Source organism: Rickettsiales endosymbiont of Peranema trichophorum, from assembly GCF_004210275.1.
In the GTDB taxonomy this organism is placed as follows: Bacteria; Pseudomonadota; Alphaproteobacteria; order Rickettsiales; family Midichloriaceae; genus RICK02.
Window position 1 is genome coordinate 1 of the sequence record NZ_SCFA01000046.1, and the last position, 18,027, is coordinate 18,027.

Genomic DNA, 18,027 nt, shown 5'->3' on the forward strand with positions numbered 1-18,027 from the left:
AACAGTAGGACACACCAAGATCCCAAAAGACAAGAGGGTATTAGACAATCTTGCAAGGCTTTTAGAAATGACTAGCCAAGGCTGTACGGCAGTGTGTTTTGTTAACAACAAGATACTGATTAGTGATAATGATATTGAGTCGGGCACAGATTTCAAGGAAGATGCCAATAGGAAAGTGTCGCTAATAAGAAATGTAATGAGTTATTTTAGGACCCTTGCCAAAGGAGAGGAAGTTTCATGTGCAACAAGGGACCTGGTATTTAAAGAGATATGCACTAAAAGAATCAAAGGAGAAGCGTCGGGGTACGTTCAATTAGATGAGGAGAAGATAGGCGGTATAGCACTAGATGTATTGAATGAATATAAAACTTGGCGCAAGCATTATGCGTCAAAAAGTGAACTTTACCCTATAGAGCAAAGGAAATTTATGGCTGTTGCATATGAAATAAGTAGTGCGCTAGCTAGGGATTTTATAAAAATAGAAAAATTTTTACAAAGGAGCAATGCACATGCGATAAAAGATGCGTTCAAAGGAATTGAAGTAGCGACAGTTGTGACACTTGAATTAGACGAGCTCTCCTATCCCCATTACTCTTTGATGAAGAATATGGAGCATGGTTACGTGATACTGGCAATTGGCAAGAATATTCCGGGAGAGAAGATGCACGCAGAGATGAAAATAATAGATTATTTGGTATTTACTCGTGTACTTCAAAATACAAGTGAGCCGATCTACATAGGCATTGCCAAGCTTTGTTGCAATTACTGCGCATTGGCTTTGAAAGCATATCATCAGTATAAGAGTCGGAATAGTATCAAAACTATTGCTGACGGACAAGAGGTGAACATAGAAGCATATGTAGAAAAGAGAGATGACCATAACTTGAAATTTAAAGGGTGGGCGAAGCCGATATTTTTGTACTCTGGTGATGAATTGTTAGGAACTGTGGCAGAAGGTAATGTGGGATACTACGTGGATAAACGTAATGTAGATTTTCCAATAAAGAAGGTTGAGCAAATAGATGAGATTGCTTTAAAAGGGCATAGCGTATATATCTACACTGATTATGCTGTATCAAGAATGATACAGCAACAAGAAGCGGCGCGAGCACTTTTGTCGAGTCTATCTTCTAAGACAAAACAGAAACGTGGGGTTAAGGATGAAGGTGAGACGTTTATTTCGCAATACCAGTATTCCCAGAGCTCTGCAGAATCTGGCCTGAGCGAGGAGCAAAATTTTGTTAAGTTGGAGGCCATGAGAACTGATGAAATATTTTCAGTACTGCTACAAAGATATGACTCCATAGAGGCCCGCGTACTGATATTAAGAACGGTGGAACAGTTAAAGAAATTGGAGGTGAACCCCACCGCTATAGTTACCAAAGGTGAGGGTCCACAAGATCTACATGCTCTGGAGAATGCGTTTAATCAATGTTTCAACAACAATTATTGGTATCAAGGGAACGACATTCAAGTCATAGGAGAGCAACTATGGAAGGACAGAACAGATGTAGCATTTGTCGGTGCATGTGGTAGAGCTATTGGTTGTCTTGACGTTTCTGAGGTGCTAAAACAGCATAGTAGCGGGACTTTGGAAAGGAAAATAGTAGGTATATATAACGTCGAGTTATTTCATTGGATAGCATTTGTTGTTTTCCAAGATCGTGTCGGTATTAAATGCCTAATTAAAGATTCGCTAGGAAAGTTATACAAAGATCTAGAGGCTGTTATAGTAGAATGTTGGGGTGGTGTGGAGATCAAAACATATACGAGTGTGGAACAGACAGATGGTACAAGCTGCGGAATATATGCTCTTAAAAACGCTGAGATTTTTGCTAATTCAGACGTACACTCGATGTATATGCTAGATCACAACAACTTCTATCGAGGAGATGCACAAGAAATCATGGATATGAGAAAGGACTTTGCGAGGCAATATGCCATTAGTACGTACAGAAAAGTGAAGGAGGATACACTAGATCAAATGTATAGAAAGGACATATGCCATTTTTATGGTCCATTAGCTGTAGCATTAACTAATGATCTTAGAAATGCAAGGTACAGTTTACTAGAAGGTGACGTAGAGGTAAGGACGAACATAGAAGACCCAACAAGTATCCACTACTTTCTGAAATGTTCAGCAGACAGTGCTCAAGACTATGGTAAAATGCTATCAATATTCGAAAGACGCGATGGGGGCCTGGTAGTGAGAGAAGAAGGCATAGATGGAAGAATAGCTAGGGAGTGGTATGAGGTACATCAACGGCTACAGAGTCAGGAGAAGCCTTCTAGAAGAGGAGACATAGATCCTATAAAAGTACAACAAGACTTTGAGGAGGCCTTAAGGCTTCCGGAAGACACAGCACCATACCGTGACCTGCTTCCAGCTACAGATGCTATGGTTGGAAGTACCATCATCGTTCTTTATTCAAGAATATTGTACAATAATACGTTTTTGAACTCATATATTGGTAGTAATTTGTTGCTTGACGCTTACGAGATAGGAGGAAGTATACTACATGACGCATTGTTAAATGTGATATGCGAGGAAGAGCAAGCGTTAGCTCTGTTGAGTAGAGCGAAGGATATGGGAAGCAAAGCATTGATACTAGAGATAATGGGAGCCGTAGAAGAGGCAGGCATGCCTCTGAGGGCTGTTGGAATGTCTCCCATCAACGAAGAGGCGCTGGTGGTTCAGAGCACAATTAGATTAAGGATAGGAGAAGAGGGTGCACAACAAACCACCAATACCTTCTATCTTCCACACGAAAAAATTACGGTGTCAAGCACTATTAGTAGTATCATTGAAAAATTAAGCAACAAACTAGACATCGCCTGGAAATACAAGCTGCGCCTGCACAAAGCAGAAATCACTAGATTTAACGAAATATTGCAAGAAAATGGAGTAGATGTCACAGAATCGTTAAATTTATTGCGGGATCCTAGGGACTTAAAGAACAAGGTGCTATCTAAGCTACATCCTGATGCGAAGTTGCGCTTATATCCCGATCAGAAGCCTGATGGAGAAGATTTTGTATTTGTGAAGGAATTAGAGCAAAAAATGAACTCAGATGTCGACATAAACACAATAATAGCAGAAAAAGCGGCAAAAGTACAAGTGGCGATGTACAAAACAACACTGGGCATCAAAGTATCTGATACAGTAGTGGACGTACTCAGAGCTGTCAATCAACCAACACTGAAGAACGGCAAGCAACTAGTGTTCGATACAGCACACTTGTATGGAGTGTACAAGGGGTTGAACGGTTATGGACTGGCAATAGGAGGGTTAGAAGCATCATACCAAGTATACCAAGGAGCATATCTAGAAGCATTGAAGCACGTTGCGATCACAGGAGCATACATGGCATTACCTACGGCAATGGCAGCAGCAGGAATACCATATGGAAGCTTGGTACTCGTGGCAAGCATGACAGCCTACAGTGGTTACCATCTAATGTCCAATGTACATAGTCTGTACATAGAGTACACTGGTGAGGATAATGCAGCAAAGTCATCAGAAGCTTATGCAAATCTGTACAGCTCACTAGCTGGTACACCGCTGCAATACATATACGAATTTGATACTCATGGTGGAGATAATATGGAACTAAGGCAAGAACAGCCCAAACAACAGACATTGCAAGAAGTGTTGTATGATATATAATGTCATTACATGCGAATACATAATGGTAATGCCATGAAGACAAAAGGAGGGAAGAAAGTATCGTGGAGAAACGTTCGTAAATCTTAGTCGGGCTCCGCTTTTCTTCTTATTGCGCTCTATCATTTCTTTAAACTGAGCTGCTGTCATTGGGGATTTCCTTGTTGCTTTTTTTATATTACACGTATGATTTATCCAGAAGTATAGCCTATATTCTTTTAATCTCTATTTCTCAATCACTTTGTTAACAGTGCAATAGCTGAAACAAAAGAGGTTAAATAAAACTTGTACAGGTACGAATATGCTCAAGGAGTAATAGTTCAGGTATGTGCAATCCTTAGTAGTGATCGTAGTGGACATATGCTATAACATCACGATGAGATAACAGTAATAGTTGTATAAAAATGCGCAAGGTAAGGAGAACAGGGATTAGTAAAAGAGCTTTTATATACGCTAATGATGGCGATGAAATCTTGCTAGAGAGTATCAGGAAATTAGTGAAGCGTGATGATGCAGATGGTGTGAGGAGGGTTATAGAATCTGGTGTCGTGGTTGAACTGAATTCTGTGATGATGAGTGTGCTGATGATGAGTAGCTGGAGCGGTGCGATCAATGTATGCAGGTATGTCTTAGAGCATGAAGTTGGACCTGAAGTAGATAAGTGGTGTGCATTTCGAGATGCAAGTGCTATGGGTCATCTAGAAGTGCTGAAGCTATTACTGCAATACGAATGCGTTGAAGTATTGTTTGAACCTATGGCTATTTTTCGTGCTGTTAAGAAGGGTCACAAGGAAGTTGTGAGGTTTTTACTACAGTATTACGATCCGGAGCGTGATGAGCCTGGGTATGGGAACCTACTACAGTACGCTTCAGAGTTTGGACAAATAGAGATAGTCCGAATGTTGCTATCTGAATATGGTCTAAACCCTGACCTTACTGGGAATAATAGATGCAGTAGTATGTTGCTTGCACTAGAAAACATAGAGATGATGAAGTTATTGATAGAATATAAAGCAGATGTGAACAAAATGACTGGGAATTTGCTCCAAAGTGCCTTAATTCACAGAGCGATGACAAGAAAAATAGAGATTGTAGAGTTTTTGGTAAGATACGCTAAAGCAGATCTATCAGTGCTTGATGGCGATGGAAATACAGCATTGCATTATTCACATCACTTTTTTGATCGTTGTGCAATCGAAGATGCAAGAGGGATCACATCGTTGTTGGTGCAATACGGTACACCTTTAGATGTTGTAAATAAAAAGGGCAGATCGATAAAGGAGGAAGTACTGAGCAGACTAGGCACATCTAATAAGAAAGCGATCAGGCAATTTGAAAAGAGCGTATTGGAAGGTTTAGAGGTAATAAGTCACAACAAAGTGCTGCTATCGAGTATGTTAAAATACAGTATCATATTAGAAGGATTAGGAGAGTTACCCTTGTCTGTCACAGATATAATAAGCGAGTACACTGGTGGATATGGAGAGAGAGTAGAAGACGTGGAAGTGGGTATGTTAAAGATGCGGGTAGATCAGAGAAGTGCTAGTGTAACACTATGCTTTGTAAGCGCAAGGTATGACAACAGGGTATACGCACTAATAGAAAGCACTGTAGGAAGGGACTTGCTGTACGTAGCGCATGAGCTAGGAGGAAGTATACTGCACGATACGCTGTTGAACGTAATGTACACGGAAGAGCAAGCCCTAGCATTGCTCATTAGAGCAAAGGAGATAGGAAGTAGGGAGTTGGTGCTTGAAATAATGGGAGCAATAGGTAGTGATGTTTTGGTCATACCATCTTTGCCATTGCCGTCACTGGCACTGATCACTGTTGAAGAAGAACAGGGTCAGGGCTCGAATGGTATAAGTAGTAAGCATCTAGATCTCGCTCAAAATGGCATAATACAAAAGATCCTTCACAAACTAGACCTGATCTGGAAATGCAGGCAGCTTGTATATAAGTCAGAAATTGCAAGATTTAACGGAATCTTGAAAGAAAACAATCTGGATGAGACAACATCTATTGATATTTTCCGTAACTACGCAGAATTCAAGAAGAGTGTATTGTTGAAGTTGCATCCCGATAAGGGAGGAAAGGTCGGAGATTTTGCATTTGCAAGAGAATTACAGCAAAAAATGACTTCCGATGTCGACATAGATGTGGTAATCGCTGAAAAAGCAGCAAAAGCACAAGTAATACTATACAAAGCAGCACTAAGCATCAAAGTATCTGATACAGTAGTGGACGTACTCAGAGCTGTCAATCAACCAACACTGAAGAACGCCAAGAAACTGATGTTGGGGGCGGTACACATATACGGAATGTGTAAAGGCTTCAATGGATACAGCTTAGCAATCGGAGGTGTGGAAGCTGCCTATCAAGTGTACCAAGGGGAATACACAGTAGCTGTTAAGCATCTAGGGATCACAGGAGTTTACATGGCTCTACCTATGGTAATGGCAGTGACAGGATTACCGTATGTAGGCTTAGTATTTACAGTAGGAATAACTGCTTACAGCACTTACCATCTGATGTCCAACACACATGCTTTGTATGTGGAGTATACAAGCGATGACAATGCAGCACGATCAGCCTCTGCATATGGAGAATTCTACACTTTGTTATCCCAAACTCCATTACAATACATATACGAATTTGAGACCATTAGAGTGGATCAGGCGGAACTGGTTGTGGAAGAAGTGTTGAAAGTGCAAGAGATGACTGATGTGATGTAAGAGAAAGTGCGTTAAGAGATTGAGGTGGCTACAGTAATTTGAGATGATCCAATGAGGAGTCATTCAGGATTTTGAAGCATCACTTTGAAATCAGGCCAATGTTTCACTGGACAAGCAATAGAATTATTGGCCATTTAACTTTAAGTTACATTGCGTTTTTATTTGAAAGAAGCTTAGAAATAAAGTTAAAAACCAATGGAGTAGAAGGTGTTACTCATGACAGTATTAGAGAAGCATTGTCGGGAATGGAGGTTACGGTAATAAATAATAACATCAACAGGATACAGATTACTAACCGCAATAATGATTTAACCAATGCAATTATGTTAGCGTTGAGTTTGGAGCAGCCGATAAATTGCAAATTATAAAATATCGCGAATTGTAGTAAACACTGATAACCACCCAATCACTCATGAATCCAGCCTCCCCTACAATACAACTGTCAAACTCGGGAAAAACTCATCTCAACCTTTCTTGTTTACTTCATGGTCCATACCATAATACTTCTATTCACATAACTCAATAATGCAGAGGTCTCTTCCAATATTGCACAACACACAACAGATTGAAAACCTATCTTTTAACGAAGAATGTTCTATAACATTCTTGTGGGTTGACATAATCCAAAAATTATCAGCGTAAATAAATCTACCTCACTAAACTGGGAATGTGATACCGCTATTCCAATCTATTATCACAGGGTAAAAGGCAGAGTCCATAATCTGCAGATCTCCTAGCTGGTTCTGATACTCTGTGACGTAGTCAGTCGCACTCACGTTTTCAACAATGTAAGGTGCAGTATCGTATCTGGTGAGCGTGTGGTCTGCTTCGCAAGTCCCAGGTGCGTCACCTGATATGACCCAAGTGTAAGTAGGAGAAGCATCTGACAATCCCACAAGCCTCTCTACTAGATGTAATCTCATCATGTGCACCTGAAGCCATATCGGCAATGTTGATATCCATCTCAATACTTCATTAAAAGGTAGAGTGTTTTGATCGTCGCTTTCTGAGCATGCAACGTTCGTATCATGTTTTTCTGAGCTACTTATCAGCACCCTGTCCTCATCTACCAAAGTACTATTATGATCAATATATGAGTTTGTTGTTGACTGTAACTCTTCATAGTCCGAGATGGAGCTGCCATCCCTCCCTGATAAGGCGACCCACTCATCTCCATCACTATTGGCACCAGCTTCAACCATTGCAGTATCTCCTGGTAGATAATCCAGAATTTTTTGAGCATATGTCGGTAGCACGATCTCCATCACTGTATCTATGTATTTAGTATCAAACTTCTTCCACCAATACGGACTTTCGTAGTAGCTGCACACTTCTTTAATCATTTCAAACGGAAAACAAAACCTTGAAAGAGCTAATTTATAACTAACCATCTGCAATATGCTCCTATCGTTATGATCTAATATTCCAACAGCTTCCTGTGAAACATTCGCAAAAAATTTTGTGTCCCTTAGCCTCGCCCTACATAGTCCTGGATCAGCTCCGTATTGCAATAATATGATACAGTTCTCTTTGTGCCTATGATCTATGGCAATATCAAGAGCCGGTAGTCCTGCACAATTGAGAGCATTAACATTAGCACCAGCTTCTAGTAGCAATAATGTAATGTCAGGATCTTTATCTGCAGCAAAATGTAGAGGTGTGCAAGTAGGGGTAGTGTAACCTTCTCCAATGATGTTGACATCTGCTCGATGTTTTATAAGCAGTTCTACGATGTCAAGTCTTTGGTAATAGATAGCTTTATGTAATGGTGAAGACCCAAAAAGCTCAAGCACGTTGACGTCAATATCAGGATGGGCAAGCAACAGTCGATATATCGTGACATGCCCTGTCTCAGATGCACAGTGTAGGGCGGTCTCGCCAAGTATGCTTCTAAAATTGATGTCTCCTCCATTATCCAGATATCGTATTACTCCTTGTACATTGTTGGCTTGAACATCGCTAAGAAAAAGCTGACCTTGTTGTTCGTCTTGCATTTGTTGTATTGACTGATTTATTGAAGTGTCCAAATAATACCACACATCATTATCGATGAATATAGAAATAGTACACAAGCACTTTCCCTTTTGATGAGGATATATCTACACTATTCTTGTAAGTTAGCATAATCCAAAGACCATCAGTGCATATGCTATCTACCATACTACATCAGAACGTTCCACCACTGTTCCAATCTGTCGTCGTATGGCAAAATGCAGAGTCCATCATTCCCTCACCTACTAACTCAACTTGATACTCTGTTACGTAATCAGTCCCTTTTGCCATTTCAACGGTGTATGGGGCAGCATGGTATCTGCTGGAGTCCTTAGTACTCTCTGCTTCAAAGCTCTTACCTCTGTTAGCTGATATAAACGCTGTTCCAATGATATCATACTCAAGTAATCCCATAAGCCTTTCTATTAGATGCAAGCTCATCATATGCTCCTGAAACCATGTAGGTAATGTGGATATCCATTCCAGTATCTCGTCGAGAAGCCTGGAGTTTTGGTTTCCGCTTTCTTGGATCGATGAATCACTATGCTCCCTTTCTGACATACTTATTGTAACAGCTTGCTCATTTACCAAAGGGCTATCATGATCACTACATAAGCTTCCTATTAGAGAATACCCTACATGTTGCGACCCATTTACTGTATCTCCGCTCATGTTTGAACAGGAGATACACTCCTCTCCATCACTATTAGTGTCAACTATCTCAATATCTCCAGACACAAACCACAGAAATTTCTTAGTATATGTCGGCAACACTACTTCCTTCAGTTTACCTATGTCTTCAGTATCAAACTTTTTCCACCAATACGGGCTGTCGTAGTATTTACATATTTCTTTAATCACTTCAAATGGAAGGCTAAACATTGAAAGAGCCAAGCTATAACCAACCATCTGTAATATTACTCTGCTGTTATGCTCTAATATTTCAAAAGCTTCTTGTGCAGCATATGTGAAAAACTTTGTGTCACTTAATTCTGGGTCACAGAGAGTAGGATCTGCTCCATACTGCAACAAAAGTATGCAATTTTCTTTGTGTTGGTACTTTATGGCTTTGTTAAGAGGTGGCCATCCTGCACAATTGGGAATATTGACATTAGCACGGGCCTCTAGTAGCAATAACGTAATGTCAGGATTTCTCTCCGCAGCAAAATGTAGAGGTGCAGAGGTAGTAGTAGCGTAGCATTCTCCCACGATGTTCACATCTGCTCGGTGTTCTATAAGTAACTCCACGATGTCAAGCCTGTCGTGATAGATTGCTTCATGCAATGGTGAGTACCCAAACACCTCAAGTGCATTGATCTCAATATTGTCGTGCGCAAGTAACAGTCGACAAAGTTCTATGTCTCCTATCCTGCTTGCTTTATGAAGAGCAGTCTCACAAAGTACACTACTAAAATTGACGTCTCCGCCATTATCTAAGTACTTTCTTACTTCATCTATCCTTCCGAATTCTACGTCAGTGAGAAAAAATCTACACTCCTGATTGTCTTGCATTTATTACTTTTACTATTGGTTTTGGTACGACGATGGTAGCACATATAGCGATTGATGAATATACAAAAATAGGCCAAAGATCTGTGGTTTCGAGTACACCCTCAAATGCCTTTGTTCACCTCAGTTTTGCATAGTCCTCATCGAATAAATACACTCTTTATTCCAATATCCAAATAATTATATTGTGTATCCATTCTTCATACAATCCTCACAATTTGCAATTACAGTATATATTACAAGTGAGGTAAAAAGTCCGTTGCGGCACTGTTATAATCGATTGTCATGGAATAGAATGACGAGTCCATCATCCACTCCCCTACCAACTCAGCATGATACTCTGTCGCGTAGTCAGTCACACTCGCCTTTTCAACAGTGTATGGAACAGCATCGTATCTGCTGAAGTCACTATGCTCTGCTTCAAAGTTGCCAGCTCTATCACTTAATGTGAGCTCTATACTAATAGGACCACTATCAAGCCACTCCATAAGCCTTCCTACTATATGTAACCTCATCATATGCTCCTGAAACCAAATCGGCAATGTTGATATCCATGCCAGCCTCTCATTAAGAAGCAGTGTGCTTTGATTTTCATTCCCTGGACTTGGCATGGGCCTACAGTCCCTTTCTGAGCTCCTGATCACTACTGCTGGCTCATTTGCCAAGACGTTGTTACTATCGCTACTACATGACCTTCCTCCTGAAAAGCCATCCAGATCTTGTGAGGCAATGCCATCGCTATTTGAGCAAGCCACAGACTCTTCTTCATCACTACTGACATCAGCATCAACCATCTCAACATCTTCAGGTACAGACTCTAAAAGTTTCTGAGCATATGTCGGCAACACCACCTCCCTCAGCTCGTCGATGTCTTCAATGTCAAACTTCCCACACCAATAAGGACTTTCATAGTATTTACACACTTCCTTAATCATCTCAAATGGAAGCCTCAACCTTGAAAGAGCCAGACTATAAGCAACCATCTCTAATATCGCCTTATCGTTATGCTCTAATATCTCAAAAGCTTCCTGTGAAGTATCTGACAGTACTTTGCTCAACCGCAACTCCTCTGTGCATAAGTTGATATCAGCACCACGTTGTAACAGTAAGATACATATCTCTTTTTGTTGATGAGCGGCTGCAATAGACAGAGGCGTCAACCCTTCATCGTCAATAACATTTGGCTCTGCTCCAACCTCTAAAAGCAGATCAACTATATCGATGTATTTAGCCTCATCAACGGCAATATGCAGTGATGTTCTCCCATTTATATCTACCAAGTTTGGGTTTGCTTTATGTTCTAGAAGTAGGCGAGCGACATTAATATGATTGTGACAAACAGAGACATACAACGGTGTCCACCTTCCACCATCTTGATGATCAACGTTTATTAGTGGGTGGGCCAGCAGTAGTTGAGAGATGCGGAGACGATTCATGGAAGCGGCATGGTGCAATGGCGTTCCACCAAAGACGCCAACGTAGTCACCACCTTCTCCCACCACATCCCCACCACTGTTCAAGTAGTCACGCACTCTATTGGTATCACCGGCATCTATGTAGATCCAAAGGTCTCTGATTGTAGGCATGTTGTTCAATAATATGATGTTTATAGAGTGCAAATCCTACCATACAATAATACGACTACTATATTTTTTGATCAAATATTTCATAAAAACAGACCAGCAAATGACCCGAGTAGACTCTCAGTAAAATCAAGAAAGAAATTGTAAAACGTTTCTTGGATACTAAGGATATGAGGAAGCCAGAAGCAGTAAAAGATGCAATACAGAAGAAATATATGGATAGCGATGGGGAATTTCGGAGTGTGCACAAATGTGTACAATCCTATACAACATGTATTTGACATATGCCCTAAGCAAACCGTCCTACCAGAACAACAACTACACCGTATGTCTGAATCTCCTAGAGCTCCAAAAGAATGATTGTTCTTCACGAGTTTGACATTAAATGCTCTACAAGGCTTATTTCATGCGATTTTAGCTAAAAAAATTATTACACAGCACACTCCACCGTGAGAAAGTACCAAATTTTGCTAAAAAATCAACCAATTGTTACTAATTATGGTTCACAACAAGTTAAGCATCAAAAAGCTGAAATCCTTACCACATAAGGGTTTGAGCTATTTCAGTTGTCAAAGTCGGGATTGTTCTTTGGTCTAGAGCGAAGGGACGAGAAGCAAACTACGGGATATGATCATCATCCGCCATCCAGTACGGAAAGATCTGGGACTCGAACCATCAAACGAGATCCAGGAGGGTGTATGGTAACCAATAAGAAAGTAAACGGCATGTAGTACCTGACACTGAGGGGGAGGAGCACATCAAAAGGGACCTGATACTATATACGCGAGAGTGGGGGGCACAGCAGTTCCACCCCCTCGAGGCTCAAAGAAATGAGAAGACGACTGCAAAAAGACTTACACCTCATGTTGTCACTACAATTGGTACTAAACCTTCACATTATGTAGCTTCCGAAGGGTTCAACAACAACATCAGCAGATAGCCACACTACACCACTAGTGTTACTCCGCTGTTCCAATCCATTGTCAAAGGGTAAAACTCAGAGTCCATCATCGCATCCCCTACCAACTCAGCATGATACTCTGTCGCGTAATCAGTCGCCCTCGCTTTTTCAACAGTATATGGGGCAGTCTCGTATCTGCTCAAGTGCCTATACTCTGATTCAAAGCTCTGGTCTCTATCAATTGACATTGGGTCTATAACAATAGGACCACTATCCAGGCACCCCCTAATAAGCCTTTCTACCATATGCAAGCTCATCACATGCTCCTGAAACCATGTCGGTAATGTTGATATCCATGCCAGCATCTCATTAAGAAGCAGTGAATGTTGGTTTTCATTCCCTGGACTTAGCATAGCCCTATAGTCCCTTTCTGAGCTCTTTAGCACTACTGCTGGCTCATCTGTCAAGGTGCTATCACTATCGCTACATGCACTTCCCATTGACGAAGATTCTCCGTGTTGCGATGTAATTTCTGTACTTGAGCAGATCATACACTCATCTCTCTCACTGTTTGCATCGGAACCAACCATTACAGTATCTTCATATGTACACTCCCAAAGCCTTTGAGCATACGTCGGCGAAGCTACTTCCATCAGCTTATCGATATCTTCAGTGTCAAACTTCTTCCACCAATACGGACTTTCATAATACTTAGATATTTCGTCAATCATTTCAAATGGAATAGCAAATCTTGAAAGAGCCAAACTATAACCAACCATCTGTAATACTGCTCTGTCGTTATGGTCTAATATCTCAAACGCCTCTTGTGACGCATCAGACAGTACTCTACTCAATCGCAGCTCTTCTGTACATAAGTTCACATTAGCGCCACGTTGTAAGAGCAAGACGCATATCTCTTTTTGTTGATGAGCAACGGCAATGGAGAGAGGCGTCAGCCCTTCCTCGTCAATAACATTTGGCTTTGCTCCAACCTCTAAAAGTAAATCAACCGTATCGATGTATTTTGGGTCATCAACAGCAAGATGGAGTGGTGCCTTTCCCGTTACCTCCAACAAGTTTGGGTTTGCTTTATGTTGTAGAAGGAGGCGAGTCACATCAATATGATTGTGACAAACAGAGAGATGTAAAGGTGTCCATCCCCCATAAGTTCGATCATTCGGGGTGATCAATGGATGCGCAAGGAACAACTCGCACATTTCGACACTGTTCATGGTAGCAGCGTGGTGTAAAGGTGCTTCACCACCTATACTTCTGTAGTTAACCACATCTCCACCATTGTCCAAGTAACTTCGAACACCATTGATATCACCAGAGTCTATGCAAATATAAAGGTCAATCGCTGTAGGCATACTTTATTGTTGTAGTGTGTTTATCAATGACCACATTGTATCACATTAAGTAGTGATTGCCACACAAATTAATGATCGCATACTTGATAAAACAAGCAATTCCATTCGATTCAAGACAAAACGTATAATAATTAAATGTGCTAGAACAAGATGGGCTATAGTGTAGCACTACCTGTATTACCATCATAGCATCCGTCTCGTTCAATCCTCTCCAAATCCAATCCTTGAGGACGCTCCCCCTCCATTTTCAGATATTTCTTTGCTCCACGTTTATCATTGTAGCTCCCAGATTCAAGCATCTCTCCCGCTCTTTGCACTAAACGTTTTCTATCCTCCGCATCTTTTCTCGCTCTTTTACTTGAATAAAGACAAAGCAATTGTTCAGACAATACATGTTTTTCATTCTTCCCTTCCTCATTTCTTAGGTGCTTGCTACGACAATATGTCATCGTCTTGTAACGAATCTCCTCATCATCTGCTTCATAAAGTGCACAATAATCCTCAGGCTTCAAAATCTCTTCCTGCATAGATTTCGATAAATTCCTTAATCTGCTCCCTATGATATAGTCAAAACCTTTATCTTTAATCCCCTAAAGGTTTTGGAAAGAACTCAAGCCCCGATCCGCTACAATCACAACTTTCTGTACATTGTAAAAATCCCGAAGCTGTTGCAAACAATCTAGCAAAGTATTTCCCTCATATTGATTCCCAGGAAATATCTCGTATCCAATTGGTCTACCGTCACTTGTAATCAACAAGCTCAATACAATCTGAGTTTCGTTAAACTTACAATCCTTGCTAAAGCCGAAGTCTCTTAATCTATCGCTTTGTTGTGATTCAAAGTACAGAGTAGTGACATCAAAAAAGACAACATCTATTTCCTTTTTAGAAAGAGCCTTTTGGGAACGAAACAGGTGTGTTTTAATCTCTGTTTGATAGCGGTGTAGCTCATCTAAACTGCGGTATAGATGCTGTAGGTCAAAGTTACCGAAGCCGCTGAAAGAGTGTCGTTGATGAAAAGAGGCTAGCTTACTCATTTGTTCAACAAAGCGAGTTGCGACCATGAATTTGACAGCTGCAACTATGTCATATTCGATTTTGCGATCGAGAGTTAGTTTAGCGAATAGAGGCTCAAGTTTGTAGATGGAGAAGAGTCGGTCGATAATTACCTCAAGGCCCCAATTTTCCCGTCGTATTTCTGTGATGTCATGGTTAGTGATGAGTGGTTGACCCTCCATTGTTTTGATAAGATTGTGTCCTAGAACGTAAAGTTTTTGGCGTTCTTTTTCTGTTTAGGTTTGCCGGTTTTGTCACGATATGCTTTGACGATGGAAACGTAATTATTATTTTTGGCTTGAGTAGTGCGCCGAAACATAGAGGCAATATAGAGTACATTACAAATAATATATTTGTAATATTATAAAAATAAAATTGCAACAAATAAATAGCAGTACATTACAAATGTATCACAAAAAATCCTCAAACCATATATCTTATGCCTCATCCTACACTTCTAGCTGTCAAACTCGGGATAAAAAAACAAAATCACGCAGAGGTCTCTCGCATTTAATTCTGGCCAGAACAACACTCCCTTTGCAGGTCCAACACTTTTTGATTGGTGGCCGTTACACAGATAGTGTCTTTTGAATGGCTTCAACTAGAATCCACTGGATAGACTATCTAATCTTTACTGATTTTCAGGCCATTCGCTTATATATCTATGTGCTACTTCTTGCAATGATGATGCTTGCTCTGCTGAATCTTCGTTAAGGTTCCTAGAACTTTCAAAATCATACACATATTGCAGCGGTGTTTGAGCAAGTGAGCTGTAGAGTTGTGTGTAAGCTTCTGCTGATTTTGCCCCATTGTCCTGACTTGTGTATTCCACGTACAAAGCCTGTGCCTTGGACACAAAATGATATGCACTGTAGGTTGTCATTCCCACAGCAAAAATTACACCAGAGTATGGAATACCTGATGCCGCCATCACCATAGGTAATGCCATGTACGCTCCTGTGGTGAGAGCCTGCTTCAGTGCTTCAACATACTCACCATGGTATATTTGGTATGATGCTTCTAATCCTCCTATTGCTAGACTGTAGCCGTTTAGTCCATTGTACATCCCGTATAGATGCACTGCGTCAAATACCAACCTCTTGCCGTTCTCTATTGTGGGTTGATTTACTGCCCTTAAGACGTCAACTACTGTATCTGCTGCCTTGATGCCCACTGTTGCTTTGTATAACCATACCTGAGCTTTTTGGGCTTTTTCTGCTATTATTGTGTGAATATCAATATCTGCCTTCATTTTTTGTTGCAATTCTCTCACAAATGCAAAATCTTGTGCGTTTCCTCCCTTGTCGGGGTGCAGTGGAAACAGTACCTGTTTTTTGAATTCCCCATGATCCCATAGAATATCTAGTGTTATTGGTAAAGTCGTTGCTGATTTTATATCATTTCGTTCCAATATTTCAAAAAATTTGTTGATCTCGTGTCGATATGTAACCACCAAATAAATATCGCTAATACCAATTTTGATACAGAATCTTTGAGGGATTATGTTGAAAGAGAGCTCTAATACCCTATATCCTGGAATATTTTGTTGTAATTGCAAATGGCTTACTTGCCCCGGTGTAGAGCTATCTCCACTTTGATGTATCAGCAATGCCTGCTCTGTGAATTGTTGTTGCAATTTTTTTATGAATATTGGTGCTCCCCAACCCTCCATACTATCCTGGCATAATTTTAGTGATACAGCTTTAAAGCTGTTATCGTTTACACCAACACCCATCAATATTAATATATTAATACTGCTTGTTTCGTGCACCTTCTGATTATACCCGAGAACATCATGAGTATGCGCATCCCCTTCATTATCTAATGACGCATCTAACTCATAGAACTCTTGGTCATTTACTCCATCTAATTGTGTGATGCTTGTTTCTAACTTCTTACTAGGGAATACTATTCCCATTAACTCCTCTTTGATCTCACTATCAAATTTCTCATGCCAGTATGGGGCGCTGTAGTACTCAGCTATTTTTTGTACAAGTTCAAAGGGTAAGAGCTGTTTTGATACAGCTATACTATAACCTACACTATCTAGTATGCTCTTACAGTTATACTCTAATGTGTCTCTCGCTATTTCTGCTACTTCTATAAATCCAGGCACCCTTTTGATCCAATCAGTACATTTGTCAACGTCCGCTCCATACTGCATCAAAAGTCTACATGTTGAATAATAGCCAAATTCTGCTGTTATTGTGAGAGGTGTTAGACCTTTGAAACCCATGGCATTGGGTTTTGCATCAGCTTCTAACAATAAATAAGCAATAAAATCTCTACTTTCGTATAATAACGGTGATTTAGCCATTATATGTAGCACTGTATCACCATATTTATCACTAACACTAGTAGAAGCTTTGTTGTCTAACAACAACTTGACTACTTCCTCATATCCACTAAAAACTGCACAACATAAGGGCGTACAACCTGCTACGTCAGCATAATCTACAGCTATATTAGGATATCCTAATAATAACTTGCACATCTCAACATTACCAGCACCTGCAGCTTTATGTAAGGCTGTTTCCCCAATGGTATTTGCATCATTGATGTTGACTACACCATGATCTAGATATTTCTTGACCTCCTCTAATTCTCCGTACTCAACACTGATCAAAAATCCTGTTATACTCCGCATCATATAAATATTAGTATAATGATTTACTAATTAGTATAATGATTTACTATGTTGAGGCACTATAGCAGAGACCTCTGCATGATTTTGTTTTTTTATTTGTGTTGTGAGTAAGGTATAAACATTGTGTTATATTTTGTCAGACTATGTTAAGTTATCAAAATACTTTGTTATAAATAATTAACACAATATAGTAAGAGTCCCTTTTTTGTCCTATCAAGTAGGTTTCACACTAAGATTTAGGGCCTTTAACAGGTTAAATGCCATGGCCTTTCTTATCACCTCCGCTTTAACCTTTTGCAATGTCATATAGGTAGCTCTCGTCATTCCAAATCTTCGTTTCAGTGTACCAAAAGCCTGTTCTACCAAATATCTGTGACTACTAACTACCCTCTTAAATGCTTTCTCTAGCCTACTCAGCGGTTTATTCCTTGCTGCCTTATACATGATGCCATTCTTAATCCCCTTACTGCGTAATAGCTCCTTATTCTCCTTACTATAGTAACCCTTATCAGCATACACTCTCCTAGGCTTTAATGGACCAAGCGCTCCTTCTAAATTCCTTACCTCAGA

General features: G+C 40.2%; 13 protein-coding genes. 5 read left to right on the forward strand and 8 right to left on the reverse strand.

The window, feature by feature from the left end; all coding sequences use genetic code 11:
- From EDM53_RS06115 to EDM53_RS02195, 3 genes are all read left to right on the forward strand, one after another.
- A partial coding sequence (locus EDM53_RS06115) for a hypothetical protein (RefSeq protein ID WP_165379571.1) occupies nt 1-3,667 on the forward strand: 3,667 nt, incomplete at its 5' end.
- A 401-nt stretch (nt 3,668-4,068) separates the two neighbouring features.
- Entirely contained in the window at nt 4,069-6,399 is a 2,331-nt protein-coding gene (locus tag EDM53_RS02190) for an ankyrin repeat domain-containing protein (RefSeq protein WP_130121993.1), read from the forward strand.
- A 71-nt stretch (nt 6,400-6,470) separates the two neighbouring features.
- A complete protein-coding gene (locus tag EDM53_RS02195) occupies nt 6,471-6,767 on the forward strand; it encodes a hypothetical protein (RefSeq protein WP_130121995.1) in 297 nt (98 codons plus the stop codon).
- A 288-nt stretch (nt 6,768-7,055) separates the two neighbouring features.
- Here the strand turns inward: EDM53_RS02195 and EDM53_RS02200 are convergent, their stop codons facing one another.
- From EDM53_RS02200 to EDM53_RS02210, 3 genes are all read right to left on the reverse strand, one after another.
- Complete coding sequence (locus EDM53_RS02200; protein WP_130121997.1) at nt 7,056-8,393, reverse strand: ankyrin repeat domain-containing protein; 1,338 nt, start codon at nt 8,391-8,393, stop codon at nt 7,056-7,058.
- Nucleotides 8,394-8,565: 172 nt separating this feature from the next.
- Nucleotides 8,566-9,903, reverse strand: a complete 1,338-nt coding sequence (locus EDM53_RS02205) for an ankyrin repeat domain-containing protein (RefSeq protein ID WP_130121999.1) — start codon at nt 9,901-9,903, stop codon at nt 8,566-8,568.
- Nucleotides 9,904-10,136: 233 nt separating this feature from the next.
- Nucleotides 10,137-11,486: an ankyrin repeat domain-containing protein gene (locus EDM53_RS02210; protein ID WP_130122001.1), complete on the reverse strand. Its 1,350-nt coding sequence runs from the start codon at nt 11,484-11,486 to the stop codon at nt 10,137-10,139.
- 192 nt (nt 11,487-11,678) lie between these two features.
- On the opposite strand from EDM53_RS02210, the gene EDM53_RS06120 reads away from it, so the two are divergent.
- Together EDM53_RS06120 and EDM53_RS06125 are read left to right on the forward strand one after the other, a co-directional pair.
- Nucleotides 11,679-11,843, forward strand: coding sequence for a hypothetical protein (locus tag EDM53_RS06120; protein ID WP_165379572.1), 165 nt, complete (start codon nt 11,679-11,681; stop codon nt 11,841-11,843).
- 206 nt (nt 11,844-12,049) lie between these two features.
- Nucleotides 12,050-12,214, forward strand: coding sequence for a hypothetical protein (locus tag EDM53_RS06125; protein WP_165379573.1), 165 nt, complete (start codon nt 12,050-12,052; stop codon nt 12,212-12,214).
- A 214-nt stretch (nt 12,215-12,428) separates the two neighbouring features.
- Here the strand turns inward: EDM53_RS06125 and EDM53_RS02215 are convergent, their stop codons facing one another.
- The 5 genes from EDM53_RS02215 to EDM53_RS02235 form a co-directional block, all read right to left on the reverse strand.
- The gene (locus EDM53_RS02215; protein WP_130122003.1) at nt 12,429-13,754 is read right to left on the reverse strand and encodes an ankyrin repeat domain-containing protein; all 1,326 of its coding nucleotides are present in this window, start codon (nt 13,752-13,754) and stop codon (nt 12,429-12,431) included.
- A 155-nt stretch (nt 13,755-13,909) separates the two neighbouring features.
- Nucleotides 13,910-14,281, reverse strand: coding sequence for a hypothetical protein (locus EDM53_RS02220; RefSeq protein WP_130122005.1), 372 nt, complete (start codon nt 14,279-14,281; stop codon nt 13,910-13,912).
- Nucleotides 14,282-14,344: 63 nt separating this feature from the next.
- Complete coding sequence (locus tag EDM53_RS02225) at nt 14,345-14,992, reverse strand: IS1634 family transposase (protein WP_130122007.1); 648 nt, start codon at nt 14,990-14,992, stop codon at nt 14,345-14,347.
- A 449-nt stretch (nt 14,993-15,441) separates the two neighbouring features.
- Nucleotides 15,442-17,457 (reverse strand): ankyrin repeat domain-containing protein, encoded by a 2,016-nt coding sequence (locus tag EDM53_RS02230; RefSeq protein ID WP_165379574.1) that lies wholly within the window; start codon nt 17,455-17,457, stop codon nt 15,442-15,444.
- 213 nt (nt 17,458-17,670) lie between these two features.
- The coding region (locus EDM53_RS02235) for a transposase (RefSeq protein WP_130122011.1) at nt 17,671-18,027 on the reverse strand (357 nt) is incomplete at its 5' end.

Bases quoted from the DNA above. Each gene is read 5' to 3' on its own strand.
- EDM53_RS02205 (WP_130121999.1), bottom strand. From the start codon at position 9,903: ATGCAAGACAATCAGGAGTGTAGATTTTTTCTCACTGACGTAGAATTC.
- EDM53_RS02210 (WP_130122001.1), bottom strand. From the start codon at position 11,486: ATGCCTACAATCAGAGACCTTTGGATCTACATAGATGCCGGTGATACC.
- EDM53_RS02215 (WP_130122003.1), bottom strand. From the start codon at position 13,754: ATGCCTACAGCGATTGACCTTTATATTTGCATAGACTCTGGTGATATC.
- EDM53_RS02230 (WP_165379574.1), bottom strand. From the start codon at position 17,457: ATGCGGAGTATAACAGGATTTTTGATCAGTGTTGAGTACGGAGAATTA.
- EDM53_RS02190 (WP_130121993.1), top strand. From the start codon at position 4,069: ATGCGCAAGGTAAGGAGAACAGGGATTAGTAAAAGAGCTTTTATATAC.
- EDM53_RS06120 (WP_165379572.1), top strand. From the start codon at position 11,679: ATGCAATACAGAAGAAATATATGGATAGCGATGGGGAATTTCGGAGTG.
- EDM53_RS02220 (WP_130122005.1), bottom strand. From the start codon at position 14,281: ATGCAGGAAGAGATTTTGAAGCCTGAGGATTATTGTGCACTTTATGAA.
- EDM53_RS02225 (WP_130122007.1), bottom strand. From the start codon at position 14,992: ATGGAGGGTCAACCACTCATCACTAACCATGACATCACAGAAATACGA.
- EDM53_RS02200 (WP_130121997.1), bottom strand. From the start codon at position 8,393: ATGCAAGACGAACAACAAGGTCAGCTTTTTCTTAGCGATGTTCAAGCC.